This window comes from Streptosporangium sp. NPDC004379, from assembly GCF_042873875.1.
Lineage (GTDB): Bacteria > Actinomycetota > Actinomycetes > Streptosporangiales > Streptosporangiaceae > Streptosporangium.
In genome coordinates this window covers 35,250-55,116 of sequence record NZ_JBIAMC010000030.1, presented here as the reverse complement: position 1 = coordinate 55,116, position 19,867 = coordinate 35,250, and the positions used below count along the sequence as shown (strand labels likewise).

At 63.6% G+C, this 19,867-nt stretch carries 20 protein-coding genes and 4 tRNA genes; 13 read left to right on the top strand and 11 right to left on the bottom strand.

What is annotated here, in order from left to right; all coding sequences use genetic code 11:
- Positions 1-103 precede the first annotated feature (103 nt).
- Positions 104-182 (bottom strand) — tRNA-Phe (locus ACFYSC_RS36360).
- A 781-nt stretch (positions 183-963) separates the two neighbouring features.
- Between ACFYSC_RS36360 and ACFYSC_RS36355 the strand changes: the two genes are divergently transcribed.
- The gene (locus ACFYSC_RS36355) at positions 964-2,406 is read left to right on the top strand and encodes a WD40 repeat domain-containing protein (protein ID WP_389970775.1); all 1,443 of its coding nucleotides are present in this window, start codon (positions 964-966) and stop codon (positions 2,404-2,406) included.
- A 151-nt stretch (positions 2,407-2,557) separates the two neighbouring features.
- Here ACFYSC_RS36355 and ACFYSC_RS36350 read toward each other — a convergent pair whose 3' ends face one another.
- On the bottom strand, positions 2,558-3,208 hold the full coding sequence (locus ACFYSC_RS36350) for an HAD family hydrolase (RefSeq protein ID WP_389970772.1): 651 nt from the start codon (positions 3,206-3,208) through the stop codon (positions 2,558-2,560).
- Between the two features lie 369 nt (positions 3,209-3,577).
- Here ACFYSC_RS36350 and ACFYSC_RS36345 point away from each other — a divergent pair, with 369 nt between their 5' ends.
- Entirely contained in the window at positions 3,578-4,408 is an 831-nt protein-coding gene (locus ACFYSC_RS36345; protein ID WP_389970769.1) for a serine/threonine-protein kinase, read from the top strand.
- Positions 4,409-4,420: 12 nt separating this feature from the next.
- Positions 4,421-5,815 (top strand): hypothetical protein, encoded by a 1,395-nt coding sequence (locus ACFYSC_RS36340; protein ID WP_389970766.1) that lies wholly within the window; start codon positions 4,421-4,423, stop codon positions 5,813-5,815.
- On the opposite strand, the gene ACFYSC_RS36335 is transcribed toward ACFYSC_RS36340, so the two are convergent.
- On the bottom strand, positions 5,772-6,575 hold the full coding sequence (locus ACFYSC_RS36335; RefSeq protein WP_389970763.1) for a hypothetical protein: 804 nt from the start codon (positions 6,573-6,575) through the stop codon (positions 5,772-5,774). The genes ACFYSC_RS36340 and ACFYSC_RS36335 overlap by 44 nt on opposite strands.
- Positions 6,576-7,118: 543 nt before the next feature.
- Positions 7,119-7,355, bottom strand: coding sequence for a GntR family transcriptional regulator (locus tag ACFYSC_RS36330; protein ID WP_389970760.1), 237 nt, complete (start codon positions 7,353-7,355; stop codon positions 7,119-7,121).
- A 175-nt stretch (positions 7,356-7,530) separates the two neighbouring features.
- Between ACFYSC_RS36330 and ACFYSC_RS36325 the strand changes: the two genes are divergently transcribed.
- Positions 7,531-7,857: a hypothetical protein gene (locus ACFYSC_RS36325; RefSeq protein ID WP_389970757.1), complete on the top strand. Its 327-nt coding sequence runs from the start codon at positions 7,531-7,533 to the stop codon at positions 7,855-7,857.
- Positions 7,858-8,563: 706 nt separating this feature from the next.
- On the opposite strand, the gene ACFYSC_RS36320 is transcribed toward ACFYSC_RS36325, so the two are convergent.
- The 3 genes from ACFYSC_RS36320 to ACFYSC_RS36310 all read right to left on the bottom strand — a co-directional run bounded on the left by ACFYSC_RS36320 (position 8,564) and on the right by ACFYSC_RS36310 (position 10,825).
- Entirely contained in the window at positions 8,564-9,145 is a 582-nt protein-coding gene (locus ACFYSC_RS36320) for a guanylate kinase (protein ID WP_389970754.1), read from the bottom strand.
- The gene (locus ACFYSC_RS36315) at positions 9,142-9,879 is read right to left on the bottom strand and encodes an AAA family ATPase (protein ID WP_389970751.1); all 738 of its coding nucleotides are present in this window, start codon (positions 9,877-9,879) and stop codon (positions 9,142-9,144) included. The genes ACFYSC_RS36320 and ACFYSC_RS36315 overlap by 4 nt, the downstream gene beginning before the upstream one ends.
- Before the next feature lie 577 nt (positions 9,880-10,456).
- Complete coding sequence (locus ACFYSC_RS36310) at positions 10,457-10,825, bottom strand: winged helix-turn-helix domain-containing protein (RefSeq protein WP_389970748.1); 369 nt, start codon at positions 10,823-10,825, stop codon at positions 10,457-10,459.
- Between the two features lie 147 nt (positions 10,826-10,972).
- Between ACFYSC_RS36310 and ACFYSC_RS36305 the strand changes: the two genes are divergently transcribed.
- The 8 genes from ACFYSC_RS36305 (at position 10,973) to ACFYSC_RS36270 (ending at position 16,727) form a co-directional block, all read left to right on the top strand.
- Complete coding sequence (locus ACFYSC_RS36305) at positions 10,973-11,347, top strand: hypothetical protein (protein ID WP_389970745.1); 375 nt, start codon at positions 10,973-10,975, stop codon at positions 11,345-11,347.
- The gene (locus tag ACFYSC_RS36300; protein WP_389970742.1) at positions 11,344-12,720 is read left to right on the top strand and encodes an FtsK/SpoIIIE domain-containing protein; all 1,377 of its coding nucleotides are present in this window, start codon (positions 11,344-11,346) and stop codon (positions 12,718-12,720) included. The genes ACFYSC_RS36305 and ACFYSC_RS36300 overlap by 4 nt, the downstream gene beginning before the upstream one ends.
- 32 nt (positions 12,721-12,752) lie before the next feature.
- Entirely contained in the window at positions 12,753-13,466 is a 714-nt protein-coding gene (locus ACFYSC_RS36295) for a DUF2637 domain-containing protein (protein ID WP_389970739.1), read from the top strand.
- Between the two features lie 19 nt (positions 13,467-13,485).
- Entirely contained in the window at positions 13,486-13,662 is a 177-nt protein-coding gene (locus tag ACFYSC_RS36290) for a hypothetical protein (RefSeq protein ID WP_189246367.1), read from the top strand.
- Entirely contained in the window at positions 13,659-13,799 is a 141-nt protein-coding gene (locus ACFYSC_RS36285; protein ID WP_389970736.1) for a hypothetical protein, read from the top strand. Before ACFYSC_RS36290 ends, ACFYSC_RS36285 begins: the two co-directional genes overlap by 4 nt.
- A 102-nt stretch (positions 13,800-13,901) precedes the next feature.
- Entirely contained in the window at positions 13,902-15,284 is a 1,383-nt protein-coding gene (locus ACFYSC_RS36280) for a replication initiator (RefSeq protein WP_389970734.1), read from the top strand.
- 10 nt (positions 15,285-15,294) lie between these two features.
- Entirely contained in the window at positions 15,295-15,456 is a 162-nt protein-coding gene (locus ACFYSC_RS36275) for a helix-turn-helix domain-containing protein (RefSeq protein ID WP_389970731.1), read from the top strand.
- Positions 15,456-16,727, top strand: coding sequence for a tyrosine-type recombinase/integrase (locus ACFYSC_RS36270; protein ID WP_389970728.1), 1,272 nt, complete (start codon positions 15,456-15,458; stop codon positions 16,725-16,727). The genes ACFYSC_RS36275 and ACFYSC_RS36270 overlap by 1 nt, the downstream gene beginning before the upstream one ends.
- 614 nt (positions 16,728-17,341) lie before the next feature.
- Here the strand turns inward: ACFYSC_RS36270 and ACFYSC_RS36265 are convergent.
- The 4 genes from ACFYSC_RS36265 to ACFYSC_RS36250 all read right to left on the bottom strand — a co-directional run bounded on the left by ACFYSC_RS36265 (position 17,342) and on the right by ACFYSC_RS36250 (position 19,310).
- Positions 17,342-17,418: transfer RNA gene (locus ACFYSC_RS36265), tRNA-Phe, on the bottom strand.
- Positions 17,419-17,445: 27 nt separating this feature from the next.
- Positions 17,446-17,520, bottom strand: a tRNA-Asp gene (locus ACFYSC_RS36260).
- A 106-nt stretch (positions 17,521-17,626) separates the two neighbouring features.
- Positions 17,627-17,699: transfer RNA gene (locus tag ACFYSC_RS36255), tRNA-Glu, on the bottom strand.
- A 105-nt stretch (positions 17,700-17,804) separates the two neighbouring features.
- A complete protein-coding gene (locus ACFYSC_RS36250; RefSeq protein WP_389970724.1) occupies positions 17,805-19,310 on the bottom strand; it encodes a metallophosphoesterase in 1,506 nt (501 codons plus the stop codon).
- 41 nt (positions 19,311-19,351) lie between these two features.
- Between ACFYSC_RS36250 and ACFYSC_RS36245 the strand changes: the two genes are divergently transcribed.
- Positions 19,352-19,702 (top strand): metallopeptidase family protein, encoded by a 351-nt coding sequence (locus tag ACFYSC_RS36245; RefSeq protein ID WP_389970721.1) that lies wholly within the window; start codon positions 19,352-19,354, stop codon positions 19,700-19,702.
- Positions 19,703-19,867 lie beyond the last annotated feature (165 nt).

Here is a 19,867-nt window from a genome sequence, read left to right as displayed (position 1 = left end):
TTCGCACTCGAAGGATCACGCGATGGCCGTTCTCATTTCACGGCGCCACGCCTGCTAGCTGGGGAAACTCATACACCACCTCCGTGGACGCAACCCTCAGGTGTGGCGGTCAGGGGCAGGGTCGAACTGCCGACCTTCCGCTTTTCAGGCGGAGCGATCGTCCTCGCCGTGCGGCGGACGCCGTGGTCAGAGGGTGGTGGACGGTGGCGGGCGTGAGCCTGTGTGCGGGGACGTTGCTGTCAGGGTTGCTGTCCCTGCTCCTCAGGATCAGCTCGAAATTCTGATCTTCAGGATTTGCGAGGGGGTCGTCCCTTGCCCGCCACACTCCTGTTATAGGCCTTCGCCATGATCCTGGAGATCCTAACGATCTGTTCTGTCCTCGTCTTCCGGCTGTTTACGATCCCGCTCACCTAGTTCAGCAGTCAGCTCGTTCCCCTCGGTAGGTCCTGACTGTTGGCCGCCAGCCATGCCTTGGGAGTGAGAAGCGTCATGGCGGATCAGATCCGGCGTCATACCGCAGTAGAGATCAGCATGCTCCTCAGTCTCATCGCCTTTGAGGACTCCAGGGACGGCCGGTTCTTGCCTGCCGGCGCGCTTCCGGTGCCGACGGACACGTTGGGCCGTCACCACAGCGGCGTATAGACCAACACCACTGCCTGCCACTTGCAGCAATTGAGTGAGGAGGTCAAGGACCTGAGACATGCCGCGCTCTTTCTACGAAGGGAACAGGGAAGCCCCAAGGGCTGCCGCCAGCGAAAGCGGTGATGCCCTCATTAGAGCAGCAAGTGAAGCCTCATATCCAGACATCCAGACAAAAGGACACTTTAAGTCCAGCAGCATTCCATTTCCTGCCAATAAGGGACAAGCTAGGACTCATTACGAAAACTTCAGGACAAGCGCGGACAGCTCCTCTAGAGTGGCGGACAGCAACGGACAGCCCTAGATAGACCAGGAAGCACTTCGATGCCTCGCCTCTCCCCGTCAGACTCACCCAGACCATTCACCGGAAGCCGTATCGATCTGGAAAAGGTCCACACTCATCAAGAGCTAACTGCCGCACTACAGGCACTACGTATCCGCGCCGACCATCCCTCCACGCGAAAAATAGAAGAGCGGACCGCAGGAGAAGAAACCGAACTGAAACGCAATTCCATATCACAGATACTCAAGGGCAATAAATTTCCATCCAAAAAAGTACTAACCGCCCTAGTTTGCGCTTTAGGGGAAAATGAAATAGCGCCCTGGCATAGCGCATGGGAGCGGGTCGCGCTCCGTGAATACGATGATCCTTCACCTGAAATGGCATCGTCCAAATCAATGCCCCCCGGCCCTACAGGGGCATTGCTAGCAGCCATTAGCGATGCAAAAGAATTTTATACGGTGGCCTTTCATCCTAAAAGCGATTTACTTGCCACCGGTAGCCGTGATGGCACCATACGACTATGGAATCCAATCACTGGGGGGCGCATCGGCGAACCCCTGACTGGCCATACTGACGCCGTCCTCGCCATGGCCTTCCACCCTGACGGTCATCTGCTCGCTACAGGGGGAGACGATGGGACCGTGCGACTATGGGACCCAGCCACCAGGAGCCCTATCGGTAAACCTCTCACTGACCATAGGGGATCGGTCTGGGCTATAGCCTTCCACCCTGACGGCCACCTACTCGCCACCGGTGGAGAAGACCCCGACGTGCGACTGTGGCATCTGACGGCCGATTCACCTTCTAGTAAGCCCTTGATCGGTAATGATGGCTTCGCCGCCGCAATAGCCTTCCACCCTGATGGCCACCTACTCGCCACCAGCGGAACCGACTTCACCGTGCAGCTATGGGACTCAAAAACCGGAGGTTGTATCGGCACCCTGACTGGCCACACTGACGCTATCCTCGCCATGGCCTTCCATCCCGACGGGCACCTACTTGCCACCGGAGGACATGACGGCACCGTACGACTATGGGATCCAGTCGCCGGAACCCCCATCGGCAAACCTCTGACTGGCCATACCTACTCTATCGATGCGGTGGCCTTTCACCCTGACGGCCACCTACTCGCCACCGGCGGGTATGACGGCACCATACGACTGTGGGACCTGACCACTGGGATCCCCGTTAGCCAGCCGCTAACTAATTATGAAGGCGCGGTTACCGCGGTCTCCTTCCATCCCGACGGCCACCTACTGGCTAGCAATGAAAAACATAGGGGTGTATCCCTATGGAACATTGAAACAATCCAGTCCTCCCCTGAAGCCCTGCACAGACGCATCCATCAGTTCCGCATGCGAGTGACTACCCTACGCCAAGAACGGAAAATTCTACGGAACGAGCGCGATGACTTAGCAGCTCGTCTCTCAATTTTAACTGCCGCACTCAAAGAAGGAACAAAGATCAGCCCCGAAAAGAGCTAGACTATGGGCTTCCTTTATTGCGAAGGAGTAGCACTACTTAGGTCGATACCTTCCCGCCCTAGATGGATAGTTGATAGGGGCAGGCAGCATGTGACCGCGGAAGGGAATGTTGCTGGACAGCGCTCCCTGTGGACTGTGGCACGGCTTCTAATCAGCGCTCGCCATGCAGAATATCCATCGCCTGGAGCACGTCCATGACGACGTGATCTGCCTCGTGCTCTTGGTCCAGCCATGTTCCCCGGTCGATCCAGACCGTACGGAGGCCGGCGGCCCGTCCTCCACCGATATCAGCGACCAAGTGATCACCGACCATCCATCCACCATCGGCGAGGTCCATGCCGCACCGCCGGGCGGCGATCTCGAACAGACCAACCTCGGGCTTGCGGATGCCTTCGAGCCCAGAGAGTGCATAGGCGTCGACAGCTTCACCCAACCCTGTCCGCTGGATCTTGCCAAGCTGGTTGTCAGCGGTGCCGTTGGTGACGATTGCCACCTTCCACCTGGTCGCGCGGAGCCGCGCTAGTCCGTTCATCACCTCGGGCCGGCAGCGGACGAGGTACGGCATGCGCTTCCGATAGCAGGCCCATAACTCCTCGGCGGAGTTGGAGAGGGAGAAGCGCTCACGGACCTTGTCGAAGAAGACCTCACGATGAGGATAACCAGCTTGGTTCAGAGCAAGCAGCCAATCAGCGGCCTCTCGTCCAAGATCAAACTCGGCAGCGAACTCCTCTGCCCAGATACAGAACGCCTCATCCAGCTCAACGAGGGTGTTGTCTAGGTCAAAGAGAGCAAGTCGCTGCACGTACCGATCCCATCTCTGAGCCTGTCCTACGGGTGGAGTCCCGTGTATGTTGCCATATGGGTGATCACAAGCTAGATCCATCGCAACCAAACTAATCGGGCGTTAAACCACCAAGCCCCTAGCAACTAACATATATCCATCAAAGCAAATAGATCACCTGTTCGAATAGCATCCACCCAGTGATCAAGCTGCAGCTCCAGAGAAATATATCGGAATAACGACAAGACACACCATATCGCCACAATACGGAAAAATTAGGCGACGAGAAGATGGCCTCCTTGGGGTAATATTCGCCCCTCGGGTGCATCATCAGACCGGCAGCTAACACCTTTTTGATCTTGAAATTGCTACTCAGGCGTAAGGAATGCCATGGGTGACAACGCCTCTCACGAACCTCGGTTCACTGCCTCAGAGGTAGCCCACGCCCTAGGAGAAGACGTGACCTTCCTAGGAAGAGGGGCGTACGGCGACACTTGGCGTAGCGGAAATACGGCCGTTAAGATCATATGTTCTGACGACTATCCAGAGGCACGCTTAAAGAGAGAAGTTGAAGGCCTGAGCCGTGCCTCAAGCCCTCGTGTCGTTGCATTGCTGGAAACAACTGTAGTCCATCTTCGAGGTGCCAATAGACCAGCGCTCCGATTCGAGTACATAGCAGGCGGTGACCTCGCAAGCTTAGTTTCTCAAGGCAAATGGCCGAATCCTCTTGAAGCTGAGGGCCTGCTTAGAGGTTTACTAGAAGGGGCCGATGCCCTGCATCAAGCAAGGACAATCCACCGGGACATAAAGCCTGGGAACATTGCCTTACGCAATGGGGACTGGACACAACCCGTCCTGCTTGATCTAGGGCTAGCGAAGCAGCTCGATGGTTCAACCATTACAGCCTATCCCGGCCATATAGGAACATATACATATATGGCACCCGAGCAGCTTCAAGGACAAAGGGCTCGCAAAGCTGCAGATTTATGGGCCATCGGAGTCACAGTACGTCAGATGGTATGCCAACGGCACCCCTTCTATCACGACGGTGAATCTCTGACAATAGACCAGGCCATCACAAGAATGTCACAGGGTCCTATTTCTCTACCGGAAGGGACCAGCGAGCCCGTTCAAAGTGTCCTTGACCGCTTGACAGCAGTGCCTGAGTATGAAAGAGGAAGTACAGGGAGCAACCTACGCCGGCTAGGATTCAAACGTTAGCGAGGAAGCCACATGAGCACTAGCGACGAAGAGATTTGGGAAGAGTGCCCCGAAGAAGAAGACGACTACGAAGAAATCTACAGAGAATATCTGGAAGGTTCTCAGGAGTCTATTTTTTGGAACGCTCCTTCGTCGGCCGTTCAGCTTGCAGGAACAAATAAGTTCTTGCTGGTTAACGGCCCTGATGCTGGCCAAGTTTCCGAAATCGGAGATGTATCCGAAACCGAACCGGGAACGGCTCCTCCCTTAATTAACCGGGATGGTGCTCTAGACGGCTCGCTACCTTTGTTCTTAACGCACAAAGGTGGCCAACACCACCGCCATCTGTCTCATGCACTGGCCCGGTTACACCAAAGCCACGGAGATAATATATCGCTCGGCGTCATCCTGAAGGTATACGGGCAAAGCGCACAGGCTAGTAGAGGGTTTTTCGAGCAGTGTGCAACCGCTGCAGTGCGCATTGCGGATCCTATGTGCTACCTACTAGACGAAAATATCCTTCGCCTAAAGAAAGATCCCGTATCTAAGAGCGCTCTTTCTAGGGCTCCTTATCTAAGAGACCCAGATGATAAGAACTTCCTCGGCCGGGTACTGAATGCACAGCGCGAAATAGGGGCAAACCTCCTATTGACTCCCGGCAGAGCTCTTGATGCCGATAATCCAAAGCAATCAATCAACGCTCTCTTCGAAGAGGGCGAACGAGCTATGTCGCTTTTAGGGAGCGGCGAACGGCTTGCTCTTAATATTACGACCCCGGCACGCTGGCTTATAAGCGAATCGCTTCGAGAGCAGCTTTTTAACGAACTACTAGATCATGAGGAACATCAGATCTGGTTTGTTCGATCACAATGGCGATCTCAGCGATCTCATACTCAACCAGCTGACATTGAGCTACTTAACGGTTATAAGAGGCTCTCTGAGCTGGCCTTAGATGAGGACCGACGACTCCTACTGCCGCAGACCGGCCTAACCGGATGGCTGATGTTAGCTCACGGCGCAAAAGGGTTCGGTATTGGAAGCAGTGGCACAGACCAAGCTTTCACCGAGCCGAGTTTCGGACGAAAGCCTGGAGCTACGCGGAAAGAGCGTTATTTCGAACGCCAGCTACTCCATACGGTTGAACGTAACGTTCACGACGTACTAGCATCATTACCCGACTACCAACCATGTACTTGCCCTTACTGTTCGACGCTCCTAAGTTCACCCGCCTGGAGCCATGAGTTCGCAGGCCTCCATCTTCTGTACAGCATCGGCCGCCTAACGGCAGAAATTCAGAAGGATAGCAATAACGGTTACCACCCTGCGATCCGCCGTATCGTTAATCGGGCTTCCCGGTACGTAGCCGATAAGGGTCTAACCGACATCAATGCACCGCAACACTTATCAGCCTGGGGTCAGCTCCTCTAGTCGAGAGTAGCTGGCGACCAAATACCGGAGTTAGAGGTCCGCTGACCTTACCTGAAAGGTACAGGTCAGCGGCACGCTCTATGAGCAGATTGCGATGCATGCTTAACGGCTTACGACACAACGCAGGGACAATTACATCTAAATATCCTGAGACTGCCGAAAGGGTAGCTAACCCAACCTTATTGCTTAGGAAGTACTCCCTTTTCGAGGACAGACCGAAGCTGTGCATCTCATCCATCACAAGCCATGTATAGTCAGCTGCCTGTCTATGGGCTTGCCAGAATCCACGCCTCCAATCATTGAGCTTTGTCTCGATTGATACGATTTGATGAGCTAGCGGCTTAAACGGGTGTGTGGCGGCCCAGTGGCCGCGCTTAACTCGTTTGATATGACCATTATCGGCAAGTCGCTTTAGAACCGCCGAAGACAGATGACTTGACGTAACCCCTGTAAACCTGGACAACTGGGTTGGCGTCAATGTCGCTTCACTACTACGTGCAGCCAGGGCGCCTAGCACTGTCATGACTGCCACGTCGGGTGCATCAGTCACCGCAGGAAGCCCATAACGCTCACGTCGAGCTAATTCTTGGCTATCAAATACTGCCAATACAAGATCCGGGACTCCTGCCGCAGACTGGACCTCAAACAAAATCTGGAGCCGACCAGATAACGGTTGGATCAGCGACTCAGCTTGCTCAACAAGCGGAACAAGCATGTCTGCTTCTGCTCGGAACCCAGAGATCTTATTCTCCTGGTCCATCTCAGAAAGCATACACATGGATACTCTCCGTTACCATCATATGGCCTTAGCCTTCCCTAGGTTGATAGCACTAGCCCAGACTGATGGCTATGGTTAGCCAACCTTTAGACCAGATCGTGGCCTGATGCCTAGTCCTCTGTCCAGGTTGGTCTAGCTACCCTGCGTTCCTGTTACGAGCGCCCGCCTCGTAATTCGTTGGCAACCCGACCCGGAGCGCAGGGCCGCCAGGCCCGAGCACCGGAAGCGGGGCGGCAGCTCTTGGATACATCGCCGGACCCGAAAGTCTTCTCTGAGTCGTAAGTTCCCGCTTGGTAGGCATCAGCGCGTGGGCGGCGCCGGCCGCGACCGGCCGAAGAGCCGCAGCGCGGCCAGCGACCGCCCGACGCGCGGCGGGCCGCGGAGCGGACCGCCCTTGAAGACGTAGAGAAAGTTCTCATCCGCATCCGACGGCCCTTGATGATCTTGTCGCCTCTTGCTGCGGTTCCGCTGGTTCTTGTCGAGCCTGCCAGCTCAGTGCATCGATCTTGGGCAAAGGCTCGCGGATCATGAGCCGTCGGTCGGGGACACGATCGACCCCTTGCCCGGCTTGGTGGTGATGAACCCCTGCTCTCTGAGGGCTTCCATGGCCTTGCGAACGGTGACCCGGGCGACGTCAAATTCCTCCTGAAGCTTCACCTCGGAGATCAAGGTCAGGGGCGGATAGGTGCCGTCCTTGATGCGTTCGGCAACGATCTTCGCTATCTGCTCCCACTTGTAGAGCCTGGGGTCCCATTCGATCACAAGACGACTCTAGGTATGCCTCTACCTGCGAACATAGAACAGCAATTCCTAGGAATGGTGTAGACAGGATAGGACAGGTTGACCTACTGTCGTGCCATGCGACGGCCGGATCCGGGTCCGTGAACCCACCTGCGCGCCGCCGCATGGTGAATCAGCGAGCGACAGGAGGTGAGGCGTGACCGCGCTCTTCGTAGGTGAGGTAGGGCCGGTGGATGCTGCTGAGGCGCTCTGCACCGCCTTGGCCGAGCATGAGATCGCCGCGGACGTTCATGATGGGTACGGCCTGGCGGTGGTGTCGGTGTGGGTCGATCTGCTCGTCTGGTGCGATGGGCGGCGGTTCTGGTGGCGCACCGAATGGAACGCCCGCCAACGCCACCCCGTCTACACCTGGCACCCGGCTATGGATCCCGTTCAGGCCGCGCAGCGGGTTGCCCGGCGCTATGCCGACCTGCGCCGCAAGCACCCGGCGCGGCCAGAAGAGGGCAGCGCATGCCCGCAGTGAGCCACTGCCTGAGTCCGCACGTGGCCATGCCGCAGCGTGGCTGTGAGCGGTTGGTGTGGCGGGCTCCTTGCCGATCGCTGGTGCGGGTGCGGCCGGTGGCCTGGACCTGTTCCTGCCGCGCGACGGTCTATGAGCTGTGCGTCGGTGGTGGGCGGGCATTCCTGCGCCGGACGGTCCAGCTCGACGGCGCACCCCACATTCAGGAGACCGCGCTCATGTCGATCACTGAAGCTCAGGTCACCTGGACGGCAGTTCTGTCCGGGCGCGCCTGCTGAAGACGGGCGGGGCGGCGGATAGGAGGGATCTCGCCGCCTCGCCTGCCGGGAGCCCATTCCGCACGGCTCCTGGCCTTCGACTTCCCCCGTCCCTCGCCGGCCGTCCCCAATGGTGACTCGATGTCGGTCCCGGGAGCGGTGCCCGTCGCCCCCGTCGGTCACCGCTCTGCGCGTTCCCCGTAGACGGGGCCGGCCTTCCGAGGAGACGCCGCCGGTCTGGCAAGGGCGGGGGAAGCACGAAGCGCCTGACGGTCAGGCGGCCACCATAGGAGGAGGCGGGAGTGTGATAGGTCGGCTCTCCTCCGGCGGCTGCCCGCACAGCTCGGTGTCATGGACCTCAGCCCCGGACGGGGTATGGACCGGCGCGCGGTACGCCGCCTGCGGGACCTGGTGGCGCCTGGACCTGATCCCGCCGGAGGTGGCGGTGCGACTCATCGGGGGTGTGTCTCCTGGCGAGGACGTCCGACCGTGCACAACCTGTCGTAGGCACCCATGATCTCCTTGGCCGCGGCATCGGCGCTGATGCGGTCGGTGTGTAGTCGCAGGTGAAAGACGTCGGTCTCCAGGTCGGCGAGGGTCTCGTCCCACGCGGCAAGGCGCCGCTCGGTATCGACGTCACCGCGGTCCCGGGAGCGCTGGGCGGTGACCTCGCGCGGCACCCACAGCAGCACGCGAAGCCACCCGTCCGGCTCGCGGCCGACGAGGTGGCGCAGGTCGGTGAGGTTGCCCATGTGCGTGACCGGTACGGCTCCGGCTGCGGTGAGATCCTCGATCGTCTGCCGGTCGACGGCGTAGACGTTGCCGTAGCGGTGCGTCTCGGCCAGCACTCGCCCGGCGGCGCGCAGCTCGGCGAGGCGTTCGGCGGTGACGAACTCATACCCCTGGGCGCGGCCGGTGCCGACCTTGAGCTTGGGCAGCAACACGAATCGCGGATCGGCGCGGGTGAGGGCGGCGGTGATGGTGTCCTTGCCGCTGGCCGGCGGGCCGTACAGAACGACTCCGGCCGGGCTCACGACAGGATCCGCTTGAGAGCTTCGCGGGTCTGGTCGGCGAGACTGATCGCCGACCCAAGCCGATTGTCGACCGTGACGTGGGCGGTGGGCGGGCTGTTCTCGACGTCCAGGCCGGCCACGTACTGCTCCCAGTTCTCCAGCTTCCAGGCGTCCCGGGCGGCGCCGCGGAACTCGATGTACTCCCGCATCGACTCGGGATCACAGCGGACCCAGATCGCGGCCACGTCCACGCCCTTGGCCGCGCACCGGTTCTCCAGCCGGGCGAACCACTCCGCATCCTTGAGCTCGGCAATGAAGGGGGCCGACAGGATGGCCGAGGTGCCGACCTTGAGGTTGTCCCACGCGGTCTCCATCAGGCACCGGTACTCGAACGGGCGGACTTCCTTGAGATACAGCTCGGTGTGGCGGTCGTGGGGATCGCCGCCGAGGGAGATGAGCAGCCGTTCCACGATGCACCGGGTCAGGGAGTCCTTGTCTAGGAACGCCCAGCCGGTGATGTCGGACAGGAAGCGGGAGAACTCGGTCTTGCCCGATCCGGCGTACCCGCCGACCAGGACGAGGATGGGCTTGGGGCTGCCGCCGCCATGGCGCCGGCGCCAGGCGTCGACCACCCGGTTGCGAAGTAGGGCCTGCGGGGAGCCGGCCGCGATGTCGTCGACGGAGACCTTGGTGAAGGCTTCCTCGATGACCTGGGCGGCGGCGTTGTCGACGGCGGGGTCAACAGGCGCAGGCAAATCGGAAATCATGATTTCCGCTTTCTGGGATTCACCGGGCAAGGGGGGTCGAAAGCCAAGTTCGGGCTCGGTGGCCTGGTAAAGCAGGCAATATGCGCGCCGGTAATGCGGGCCTGGGTAGACGGCGCCTTGCTCGTGCGACCAGATGGTCTGGAAATTCGCAGCCGGTACGGCCAAGCCGTGACGGCCGGCCGCCTGACGGAGCCGCTCGCCCGCGGCCTCCAGGGTCAGGCCGTGGGCCTCCCGGTGTTCCCGCAGGCGGGAAGGGGTCCAGCCAGGACGCTGGGTCGTCTTCATTGCATACCTTCGCCTTCACGCTGTGGAGGGTCGTGCGCGGTGTGCGGTCGTGCATGTGAAAACGCTCGTGTAAATGGACGTTGAGAGCAGCTGAAGAAGCTTAACCAGCTCGGCGTGATACCGGGAAGTCGCAGCTCACGGTGGAATTAGGCCACGCCGCAAGGCGAAAGGACACCACCGGGCAAGGAGGAAGCGATGATTCCGGACCCTCAGCGCATCGTCTGGGAGTTGAACGCGATCCGGGCGGAGCTGGACGAGCTGGCGTGCCGGCTCGGTGAGATCAGCCTCGCTCTTCGAAGACTGCCGCCTCAAGAGCGGAGAGACGGTCCCCCATCTGCTTGAGCGAGTGGCGCATCTGGGTGAGCTGTTCCAGGATCTCCGACGCCGCTTCCGGGGCGACCGGCTCGGACGGCTCGGCGGGGGCCTGGCGGACGAACACCCCCTTGCCCTGCTGGCCGATTACGAGTCCTTCGGTCCGTAGGACGCTGATCGCGGCCTTAACCACGCTGGCGGAGACGTCGAAGCGTTCGCAGAGCTGGGCGGTGGACGGCAGAGCGGCACCGGGCCGCAGGGAGCCGACGCGGATCTGCCCACGCAGCTCGTCGACGATCTGCAGGTAGGCCGGTCGGCCGGTCTTCTCCACCATCATCTGTGCTCTCCTCGTCTCGCCTCCAGTTGAGCACACCCCGGTAAAGAAACCAACCAAGCCGTCGAGGTACTCATTGACAACTTAGAATTCCAAGCGTTCCATGTACTCCAAGAGTTCCACCGTCCCACCTCAGTAAGGACATCAGCCATGCGCACCATCCCCATCCCCGTCGATGTCACCAAGCTCCAGATCACCTGCGTCAAGCCGCCCAAGCCCCGCCTCGTCAGCAGGGACACCGGCGAGATCAAGCGCGACAAGGACGGCAACGTCATGTACGAGCTCACTCTCCTCATCGAGGACGAGTTCAACCGCATGGAACTGGTCAAAGTCACCACCACCCCCGAACCGCAGATCACCGCAGGCGAGGAGGTCATCCCGGTCAACCTGGTCGGCTACGTCTGGGAGCAGGCCGGTCGCTGGGGCATCGCCTACCGGGCCGCCTCCTTCCTGCCCGCCACCTCCTCCGGCTACAGCGCTCCGACCGCCCCGGTGGCTCCGGTCAGAACGGGGGCGGACCTGTGATCGACCTCGGCCACCCCCTGCTCAAGGTCCTCGCCGCCCTGCTCGTCCTGATCGCCTGGCGGCGCTGGGCGCCGGTCTCCTACTGGTACGTCCTGGTCTTCCCACGCAAAGCCCTGTGGCTGCGCTGGTCCTGGCGGCACGTGGCCTCCGGCTGCGGGCTGACCAAAAAACGCCGCCGCTGGTGGTTCACCGTCATCCCCAACCTCGTCGCCTCGACCGGCGTCGTCCGGGTCCGGCGGCGCTTCCAGCGGGTCGAGGTCGACACCAAGCCCTGGATGGGCCTGCCCCGGCCCACCCGCAGCGGCTTCCGCGTCACCTTCCATCTCCTCGACGGCCAGATCCCCGACGACTACGCCAAGGTCTGCGAACGGCTTGCGCACGCCTGGCGCATCGAGGCCGTGCGCGTCGTCGGCTCCTGCCCCGGCCGCGTCACCCTCCAGGGGATCACCCGCGACCCTTTGGCCCACGTCGCGCCGGCCGTACCCCCGACTGAGCCCCGAGACGGCTGGCGGGCTGACGACCTGCTTCGCCCCGTCGTCGGGGTGCTGGAGACCGGCGCGGCCTGGCGGATGGACTTCCGGCTCATCCCGCACTGGATGAACGCCGGCGCCACCCAGTCGGGCAAGTCCAACCTGATCAACGCGCTCATCGTCGGCCTGGCCCCGCAACCGGTCGCCCTGGTCGGCTTCGACCTCAAGGGCGGAGTGGAGCTGTCGGCCTACGCCGACCGGCTCACGGCCCTGGCCACCACCCGCGAGGAATGCCTCAACCTGCTCGGCGACCTCATCGCGGTCATGGGCGCCCGGATGCTCGCCTGCCGCCGCTACGGGGTCCGCGACATCTGGCAGCTCCCCGACGCATGCAGGCCCATCCCGGTCGTGGTCCTGGTCGATGAGCTGGCAGAGCTCTATCTCACCGCCGACAAAGCCGAAAAGGACCAGGTCACCCGTACGGCTACCGCGCTGCTGCGCATCGCCCAGCTCGGCCGCGCGTTCGGCATCCACCTTGTGCTCTCCGGCCAGCGCATCGGCTCCGACCTCGGCCCCGGCGTCACCGCGCTGCGCGCTCAGATCGGCGGACGCGTCTGCCACCGGGTCAACGACCCCGAAACCGCCGTGATGACCCTCGGCGACCTCGACCCCGACGCCCTCGTTGCTGCCCGGTCCATCGCGCCGGAACTGCCCGGCGTCGCCGTCATCACCGGCTCCGATGGCCGCTGGTACCGGGCGCGGTCCGGCTACGTCTCCACCGACGCCGCCGAACACGCCGCCACCGCCTACGCCCATCTGACCCCCTCCTGGAACCAGGTGGCCGCCTCCGGCCTCGGCCACGAGCTGCCCGCCACCGACGACATCCCCGAACTCGCCGCCTGAACCCCCCTCGACCCCACCGGAAGGAGGTAACGATGACCACGAGCAGGCCCCGGCTGGCCGTACGGCTCGCCGACGCCGGACCGGTGCTGATCCTCGCGCTCATCGCCGGAGCGGGCAGCTTCACCCACATCCGCGACACCGCCACCGAACACGGCCAGAACGGGCCGATGGCGTGGGCCGTGGCCGTCTGCATCGATCTCACCTGCGTCATGGCCGCCCGGGAACGCCAGCGCGACCGCAAGACCGGCCGCCGCCCGGATGGCTGGGTCTCCTGGCCCACCCTCGTCCTCGTCGGCGGAATTACCCTGTCCCTGGCCGCCAACCTCGCCCAGGCCGAACCGACCCCCTGGGGATGGATCTGCGCTGCGACCCCGGCCGGCGCCTTCCTCATCGCCGTCTCCATGCTCGAACGGCGCGCTTCGGCCCCTCGACCCGAACCGGTCCCGGAGCCCGTCCCCGCTCCTGCCGCTGTCCCGCATGCCGTGCCGGAGCTCTCGGCCGAAACCGCCGCGCTCGTCCCTTCACCCGGCCCCGCCGCACCGGCCCGCACTGAACCGCCCGGCGACCGCGGCGACACCGGGCCGACCGGTGAACTCGTCGACTACGCCCGCCGGGTGGCCGCCGAACACCACGCCCGGCACGGCCGGCCCATCACCCGCGACACCCTGCGCGCCCGCCTCGGCGTGTCCAACCAACTCGCCGCAGACCTGCTCCATGCCCTGCACGAGCAGCCCGGCCCCGCCTGAACCCCTGAAGGAGAACCCCATGCGCATCCGCATCGATGGCACCTACGCCGAAGTCGTCCACGCCGCCAACACCATCCGCACGCTCCTGCCGATCCGGCAGATATCGCCGGTCATGAAGCTGCGCGAGCGGCCTCATACCTGGCGGGTGTTCCTCAACACCGCCCCCAGACGCGACACCGGGAGATGGATCACATGACCGACGACCCCAACGCCCCGACCGCCGAACTCCCCGGCATCGCTCCCCGGCGCTGGCAGTGCTGCCACTGCGGCGGGACCGGCGTCGACGGCTACGGCGAGACCTGCGAGCACTGCGAGGGCCTCGGCTTCTGCTGAGCCCTTGGCGCCCCCGGCGTGACCACACATCCGCCAAGACGTCTGTCACGTCGGGGGCCATCCCGAACCGAACCTCTCGACCCGGAAGGGACGCACCCCATCATGCCAAGCACCCACGCGATAGCCGGACTCATCACCCGGCTCCACGATCCCCACTACGCCCGCTGGGCCGCCCAGATCCGCGCCACCGGCGGCTGCCGTCAGCCGATCCACCTGCGCGGCCACGTCCACCACCTCGACCCCGCCACCGGCCAGCGGCTCCACTCCTACACCACCGCCACCGAACCGGACGGAGTCCTGCGCGTCCCGTGCAAGACCCGCCGGGCCTCCCGCTGCCCGGCCTGCGCCGAGACCTACCGGGCCGACACCTACCAGCTCATCCGCGCCGGCCTCGTCGGCGGCAAAGGCGTCCCGGAGACCGTTACCGCGCACCCGTGCCTGTTCGTCACCCTCACCGCTCCCTCCTTCGGCCTCGTCCACACTCGGCGGGAGAAGAACGGCAAGGCCCTGCCCTGCCACGCCCGCCGCGACGCGGTCACCTGCCCGCATGGGCGGGTCATGTCCTGCACCGCCCGGCACGGCGTCGAAGAGACATGCCTCGGTGAGCCGCTGTGCGCCGACTGCTACGACTACGCGGGCTCGGTGCTGTTCAACGCCACCTCGCCGGAGCTGTGGCGGCGCTTCACCCTGGCGCTCCGCCGCAACGTCGCCAAGGCCGCGGGCCTGACCCTGCGGGAGCTGCGCGAGCAGGCCGTGATCTCCTTCGCCAAGGTCGCCGAGTACCAGAGGCGCGGCGTCGTGCACTTCCACGCCGTCATTCGCCTCGACGGCCCGGAAGGGCCTGCCTCCCCGCCTCCGGCCTGGACGAGCGCTGACGTGCTGGCCGACGCCGTACGGCACGCCGTCTCGGCCGTGACGGTCACAGCCCCGGCCGCAGGGGACGAACCGGCGCGGGTGCTGCGCTGGGGCACTCAGCTCGACGTCCGCCCGATCACCTTGGACGGTGACCTCACTGATCAGGCGGTGGCCGGCTACATCGCCAAGTACGCCACCAAGGCCGCCGAATGCGTCGGCACCCTCGACCGGCGTATCAGCCCCCTCGACGACCTAGCGGCCCTGCCGCTGCGGGAGCACGCCCGGCGGCTCATCGCCGAGTGCCTGCGCCTGGGCGCCCTCGACGAGCTGGCCGACCTCCGCCTTGCCTCGTGGGCACACATGCTCGGCTTCCGCGGACACTTCTCCACCAAGAGCCGCCACTACTCCACCACCCTCGGCGACATCCGCGCCGAACGCGCCGACTACATGCGCGACGAGGCCGTCAGCACCGGCCGGCTCCCGCTCTTCGACGAGGACACCGTCCTCATCGTCTCCCACTGGGAGTACACCGGACAGGGCTACTCGCTTGGTGACGCCCTTTTGGCAAGCGCTCTTACCGGAAACCGCCTTGCCGATCCTTCGGCTCTCCTGGGGGCTTCGGATGGATAACACGCAGCTCTTGACCGTCGATGAGGCCGCCGCATGCCTTCGGGTGAGCCGCTGGACCCTCTACTGCCTGATCCGCTCCAACGAGATCCGGAGCGTGAAGATCCGCCGTCGTCGCCTCATCCCGGTCGACGCGGTGGCCGAGTGCATCCACAACCTGATGGAGGCGGCGTGATGACCAGCAGAGCGCTCGGCACCCCTGGGGAAGAGCCCAAGCGGCAGAGCAAGCGCCGCATGCGGAAGCGCTCCAACGGTGAGGGGAGCATCTGGCCCCGTAAGGACGGCCGGTACGGCTACGCGGCCTTCGTCCCCACGACCGGCGGAGCCGTGAAGCGGGTCCAAGGGTCGGCCCGGACTCAGGAGGAGGCCAGGAAGAAGCTCACGGAGCTTCTGAGGAACGCGGACGACGGCATCCCGGTCTCCTCGGAGAACTGGACCGTCAGCGACTACCTGAACTACTGGCTCACGCACATCGTGAGGGAGGAGCGGCGCCCCAAGACCTACCAGGGCTACGAGAGCGTCGTCCGGCTCCACCTCATCCCCGGCCTCGGCAAGCGGCGGCTGAGCAAGCTCAACGCTCAGGACGTCCGGCTCTTCATCACCCAGACCCGTACCGAATGCCAGTGCTGCAAGCATGGGTGGGACGCGTCCCGGGAGGCTCCGGTCTGCTGCGCGCTCAAGGGCGGGAAGTGCTGTGAGTCCCGGCTGTCGACCCGCATGGTTCAGTCCGTGCACGCCGTACTCCGCAACGCTCTGGAGTCCGCGGTGCGGGAGGAGATCATCCCGCGCAACGCGGCCAAGCTGGTCAAGGTCCCGGTGCCGAAGTACAAGGTCAATCGCGGCCTGACCGTTCCTCAGGCTCGCGCGGTTCTCAAGGCCGCCAGGGAGCACCGGCTGTTCGCCCTCTACGTCCTGGCGCTCTGCCTCGGTCTGCGGCGCGGGGAGCTACTCGGCCTCCGCTGGCAAGACGTCGATCTCGACGGCGCGAAGCTCGAAGTCACTCAAACCCTTCAGCGGGTCGGTGGCCGACTCCAGTTCGTCCGGCCCAAGACCAATGACTCCGAGCGGACCGTCCCGCTCCCCTCTATCTGCGTGGAGGTCCTTCGGGAGCACCGCAGGCGGCAGTTCGCCGAACGCTCCGACCGCTGGGACGACTGGGAGGAACACAGTCTCGTCTTCCCGTCCCGGCGGGGAACCCCGATGGAGCCGGACAACCTCCGGCGGAGCTGGGGAGCGATCCGCGAGGCCGCCGGCCTCGGGGACATGCGCTTTCACGATCTCCGGCACACCTGCGTGACGCTGCTGCTCAACCTCGGTGTACCGCCTCAGGTCGTCCGTGACATCGTCGGCCACAGCGACATCGAGGTGACCATGACCATCTACGCTCATGTCTCCCTCGACGACAAGCGCCGCGCCCTCGGCAAGCTGGGGGATGCTCTCGGCTGAACCTGAATTCCCAGATCGCCCTGGCTGCTTCAGCCGGGGCGATCTTCGTTTGCCGAGAAGATCTCTTGGAAGTTCGGCATATACCAAGATTCGGCATGGTCTGCTGCTTTAGCCTGGGACGGCTACACCCGTGGGACAGCAGTTCACATCGCTTCCTCACCGATCCATGTCGGGCGCCGTTTTCTTAGGCCCCGTCAGCGAGAGGAGGTGATGCATGTGGCTGCGAAGCACCGGCGTCCACAAAGATCGTGGACGTGGGTGTGGCCCGTCCTAGACGCCGTAACTAGGTTGGCGCCGTTGGCGGCGGCTCTGCTCGCTCTTAGGAGCTAGCGGACGGGCCTTCCCTTCTGTAGCACGCCCGACTCGGTTACCACCCGAGTCGGGCCAGCTCACCGCAGTGATAGCGGTTTTGCTAGCGTCATCGGCCCGTTCCGACCTGGCCCCGTTCCGACTTGCAAGAACTTAGGTTAGCCCGGCCGCAAGAGGTTGGTAGTCCACATTCCTATATCAACGTCATAGCAAGCCAGGATCGACGTTGCTGTCAGCGCTGCTGTCATCGAAGATCAAAAAAGCCCCGAGCGATCATCGCCCGGGGCTTCTCTGCTGCTCAAGTGTGGTGGTCAGGGGCAGGGTCGAACTGCCGACCTTCCGCTTTTCAGGCGGACGCTCGTACCAACTGAGCTACCTGACCTGGATGGTGGTGCGACACCTACCAGAGCGGTCCTGACGGGACTTGAACCCGCGACCTCCACCTTGACAGGGTGGCGAGCACTCCAAACTGCTCTACAGGACCTTGCTTTGTTGGAAACTTCCGTTTCCGTTTTTCTCGGCCCGCCTAGCTTACCAGTTCTTCGGAGGTCTTCGACCTGCCGTTTTCCCGGTGAGCCTTCGCTCGGCCGTGCCCCCAACGGGATTCGAACCCGTGTCGCCGCCTTGAAAGGGCGGTGTCCTAGGCCACTAGACGATGGGGGCTCGGGACTCTCGTCCCGTTCCGTGCCGTCTTCCGCTGGAGACCTCTGAAGCATAGGGGACTTTTGCCCTCGATGCCAAAGCGGCGTTCCGGCGGCTTACGGAGCCTTACGGAGCCTTGGGGTCGGCGGTCTCCCCCGTCGGAGAGGGGGTGGCCGTCGGCCCGAAAGAAGGCCCGGGAGAAATTGTACGGCCCGGGTCGGTCTCGACGTGACGTTCGATCTGCACCGACTGCTCACCCAGTCCGCCCAGAGTGATGTCGTCCCAGGCCCGGAGCCTGTGGGACTTGCGGTCGAAGTACAGCACGGAGGCCGCGACCGGCGTGGGCTCGTCGTGTTCCAGGGCACGCAGGCCGGCCCCTCCGGTGGAGCCCTGGACGAGGACGCGGGTGCCGGACGGCAGCAACTCGGTGGACCGCTCGTGGGCGTGCCCGGTGAGGACCATCGGCACGGCGCCGGAGAAGGCCCGGGCGATCGTGGGGTCGTGCACCGCCACCAGGTCGGCCGGCTGCTTGAACGCCTGACCCAGCCGGCTGGCGTAGGCGTGCCCGAGGGCGGTCAGGGTCTCCGGGGCGGAGTCGATCTCCACCGACTTGTCGGGGGTGAACCGGGGGTCGCCGACGCCGTAGATGCGCAGCCCCGCCACCTTCTCGACCTCGTCGTCGAGGACGACGGCGTTCTTCTGCTTCGCCACGGCCCGCTGGGTGGCCTTGGAGTCGTGATTGCCGCGGACGAAGACGTACGGCACGCCGAAGGTGGGGATCTCCTCGACGAACTTGTCCTCGGGGCCGGTGCCGTGGTCGGTCAGGTCCCCGGTGTCCACGATCGCGTCGATCTTGAACTGGCCGATGACCGAGCGGATGAGGTTCCACGCGACCGGGTTGAGGTGGATGTCGGAGACGTGCAGGATCCGGATCGAGGTGGGGTCGGAGTCGTATATCGGCAGGGACGAGACCGTGTCGTAGAGCTGGGAGACGTTGTTGACCAGCTTGGCGAGCTGGGAGCGGTAGGACTCGAACTTCGTCACGATCGACTCGGCGCTGCCGACCAGGGACGGCGCGCCGGCGATCAGGCCGGTGTACTTGGGCTCCACCACCGAGTTCGGCCGGAAGGTCAGGGCGGCGCCGGCGCCGGTGGCGGCCATCGCGACGACGACGCTCAGCAGGCCGGCCAGGGCCGCCCAGGGGCGGCGGAAGACGATCAGGGAGACGACCAGCCCGCCGAGGAGGCCGCAGAGCAGGGCGCGCAGCACGAGCGTCTTCACCCCCTCGCGCAGCTCCTTCTCAAGGAGGGTGGGGAGCTGGCTGGACAGCCGCGGATCCTCCAGCAGCGCTCCGGCGCGGGCGGGGTTGATGTTGTCCAGGGTGACGCGCAGGCCGATCGGGGCGTCGTGCGTGTCGAACTCCAGGGTGCCCAGCGGGTGGACGTCCACCACGGTCTCCCCCGACCACGACGGCGCCGCCGACATGCCGATGTCGACCGGCCCGACGCTGGTCCGCACCGGGCCGCCGAGCGAGATGCCCAGCCACGCGCCGGCGATCGCGATCACGACGACCGCCGCTCCGCGTGCGAACGGCCCCCTGACGAAGGAGGCGAGACTTCTTGTCCGGCTCATGAAACCCATGCGGCTCCCTAACACCCGGAAACGCGGGCACAATGGCTGTTGTGATCGAGGTCTCGAGAGAGAAGTTCGAAGAGCTCGTGGCCGAGGCACTGGACACGATCCCTCCCGAGCTGACCAGGGTCATGGACAACGTGGTCGTGGTGGTCGTGGACGACCCTCCCGAGCCCGGTCTGCTTGGCCTCTACACGGGCATCCCCCTTACCGAACGCGGCGACTGGTACGCCGGGGTGTTACCCGACCGGATAGAGATCTACCGTCACCCCATCTGCACAATGTGCTCATCGGAAGACGAGGTCGTGCGAGAGGTGCGGATCACCGTGGTTCACGAGATCGCCCACCATTTCGGCATCGACGATGACCGGCTCCACGAACTCGGCTGGTGACCGTCCGCGACCGCGGGTGACCACGGCCATCATCCCCGAACCTCACCGGCGACGGTGACTTTTCCCGGTTTCTGATTACGGCTTGCACGCGGTTGGACGCTTTCAGTTGCGCCGCGGCGCTTCAGCAGGCACCGTAGGTTACACACTGAACACCCACAGTCAATA

Bases quoted from the DNA above. Each gene is read 5' to 3' on its own strand.
- ACFYSC_RS36310 (WP_389970748.1), bottom strand. From the start codon at position 10,825: ATGATGGTGGAGAAGACCGGCCGACCGGCCTACCTGCAGATCGTCGAC.
- ACFYSC_RS36335 (WP_389970763.1), bottom strand. From the start codon at position 6,575: ATGGACCAGGAGAATAAGATCTCTGGGTTCCGAGCAGAAGCAGACATG.
- ACFYSC_RS36270 (WP_389970728.1), top strand. From the start codon at position 15,456: ATGACCAGCAGAGCGCTCGGCACCCCTGGGGAAGAGCCCAAGCGGCAG.
- ACFYSC_RS36340 (WP_389970766.1), top strand. From the start codon at position 4,421: ATGAGCACTAGCGACGAAGAGATTTGGGAAGAGTGCCCCGAAGAAGAA.
- ACFYSC_RS36355 (WP_389970775.1), top strand. From the start codon at position 964: ATGCCTCGCCTCTCCCCGTCAGACTCACCCAGACCATTCACCGGAAGC.
- ACFYSC_RS36290 (WP_189246367.1), top strand. From the start codon at position 13,486: ATGCGCATCCGCATCGATGGCACCTACGCCGAAGTCGTCCACGCCGCC.
- ACFYSC_RS36245 (WP_389970721.1), top strand. From the start codon at position 19,352: ATGGCTGTTGTGATCGAGGTCTCGAGAGAGAAGTTCGAAGAGCTCGTG.
- ACFYSC_RS36305 (WP_389970745.1), top strand. From the start codon at position 10,973: ATGCGCACCATCCCCATCCCCGTCGATGTCACCAAGCTCCAGATCACC.
- ACFYSC_RS36295 (WP_389970739.1), top strand. From the start codon at position 12,753: ATGACCACGAGCAGGCCCCGGCTGGCCGTACGGCTCGCCGACGCCGGA.
- ACFYSC_RS36250 (WP_389970724.1), bottom strand. From the start codon at position 19,310: ATGAGCCGGACAAGAAGTCTCGCCTCCTTCGTCAGGGGGCCGTTCGCA.
- ACFYSC_RS36285 (WP_389970736.1), top strand. From the start codon at position 13,659: ATGACCGACGACCCCAACGCCCCGACCGCCGAACTCCCCGGCATCGCT.
- ACFYSC_RS36345 (WP_389970769.1), top strand. From the start codon at position 3,578: ATGGGTGACAACGCCTCTCACGAACCTCGGTTCACTGCCTCAGAGGTA.
- ACFYSC_RS36280 (WP_389970734.1), top strand. From the start codon at position 13,902: ATGCCAAGCACCCACGCGATAGCCGGACTCATCACCCGGCTCCACGAT.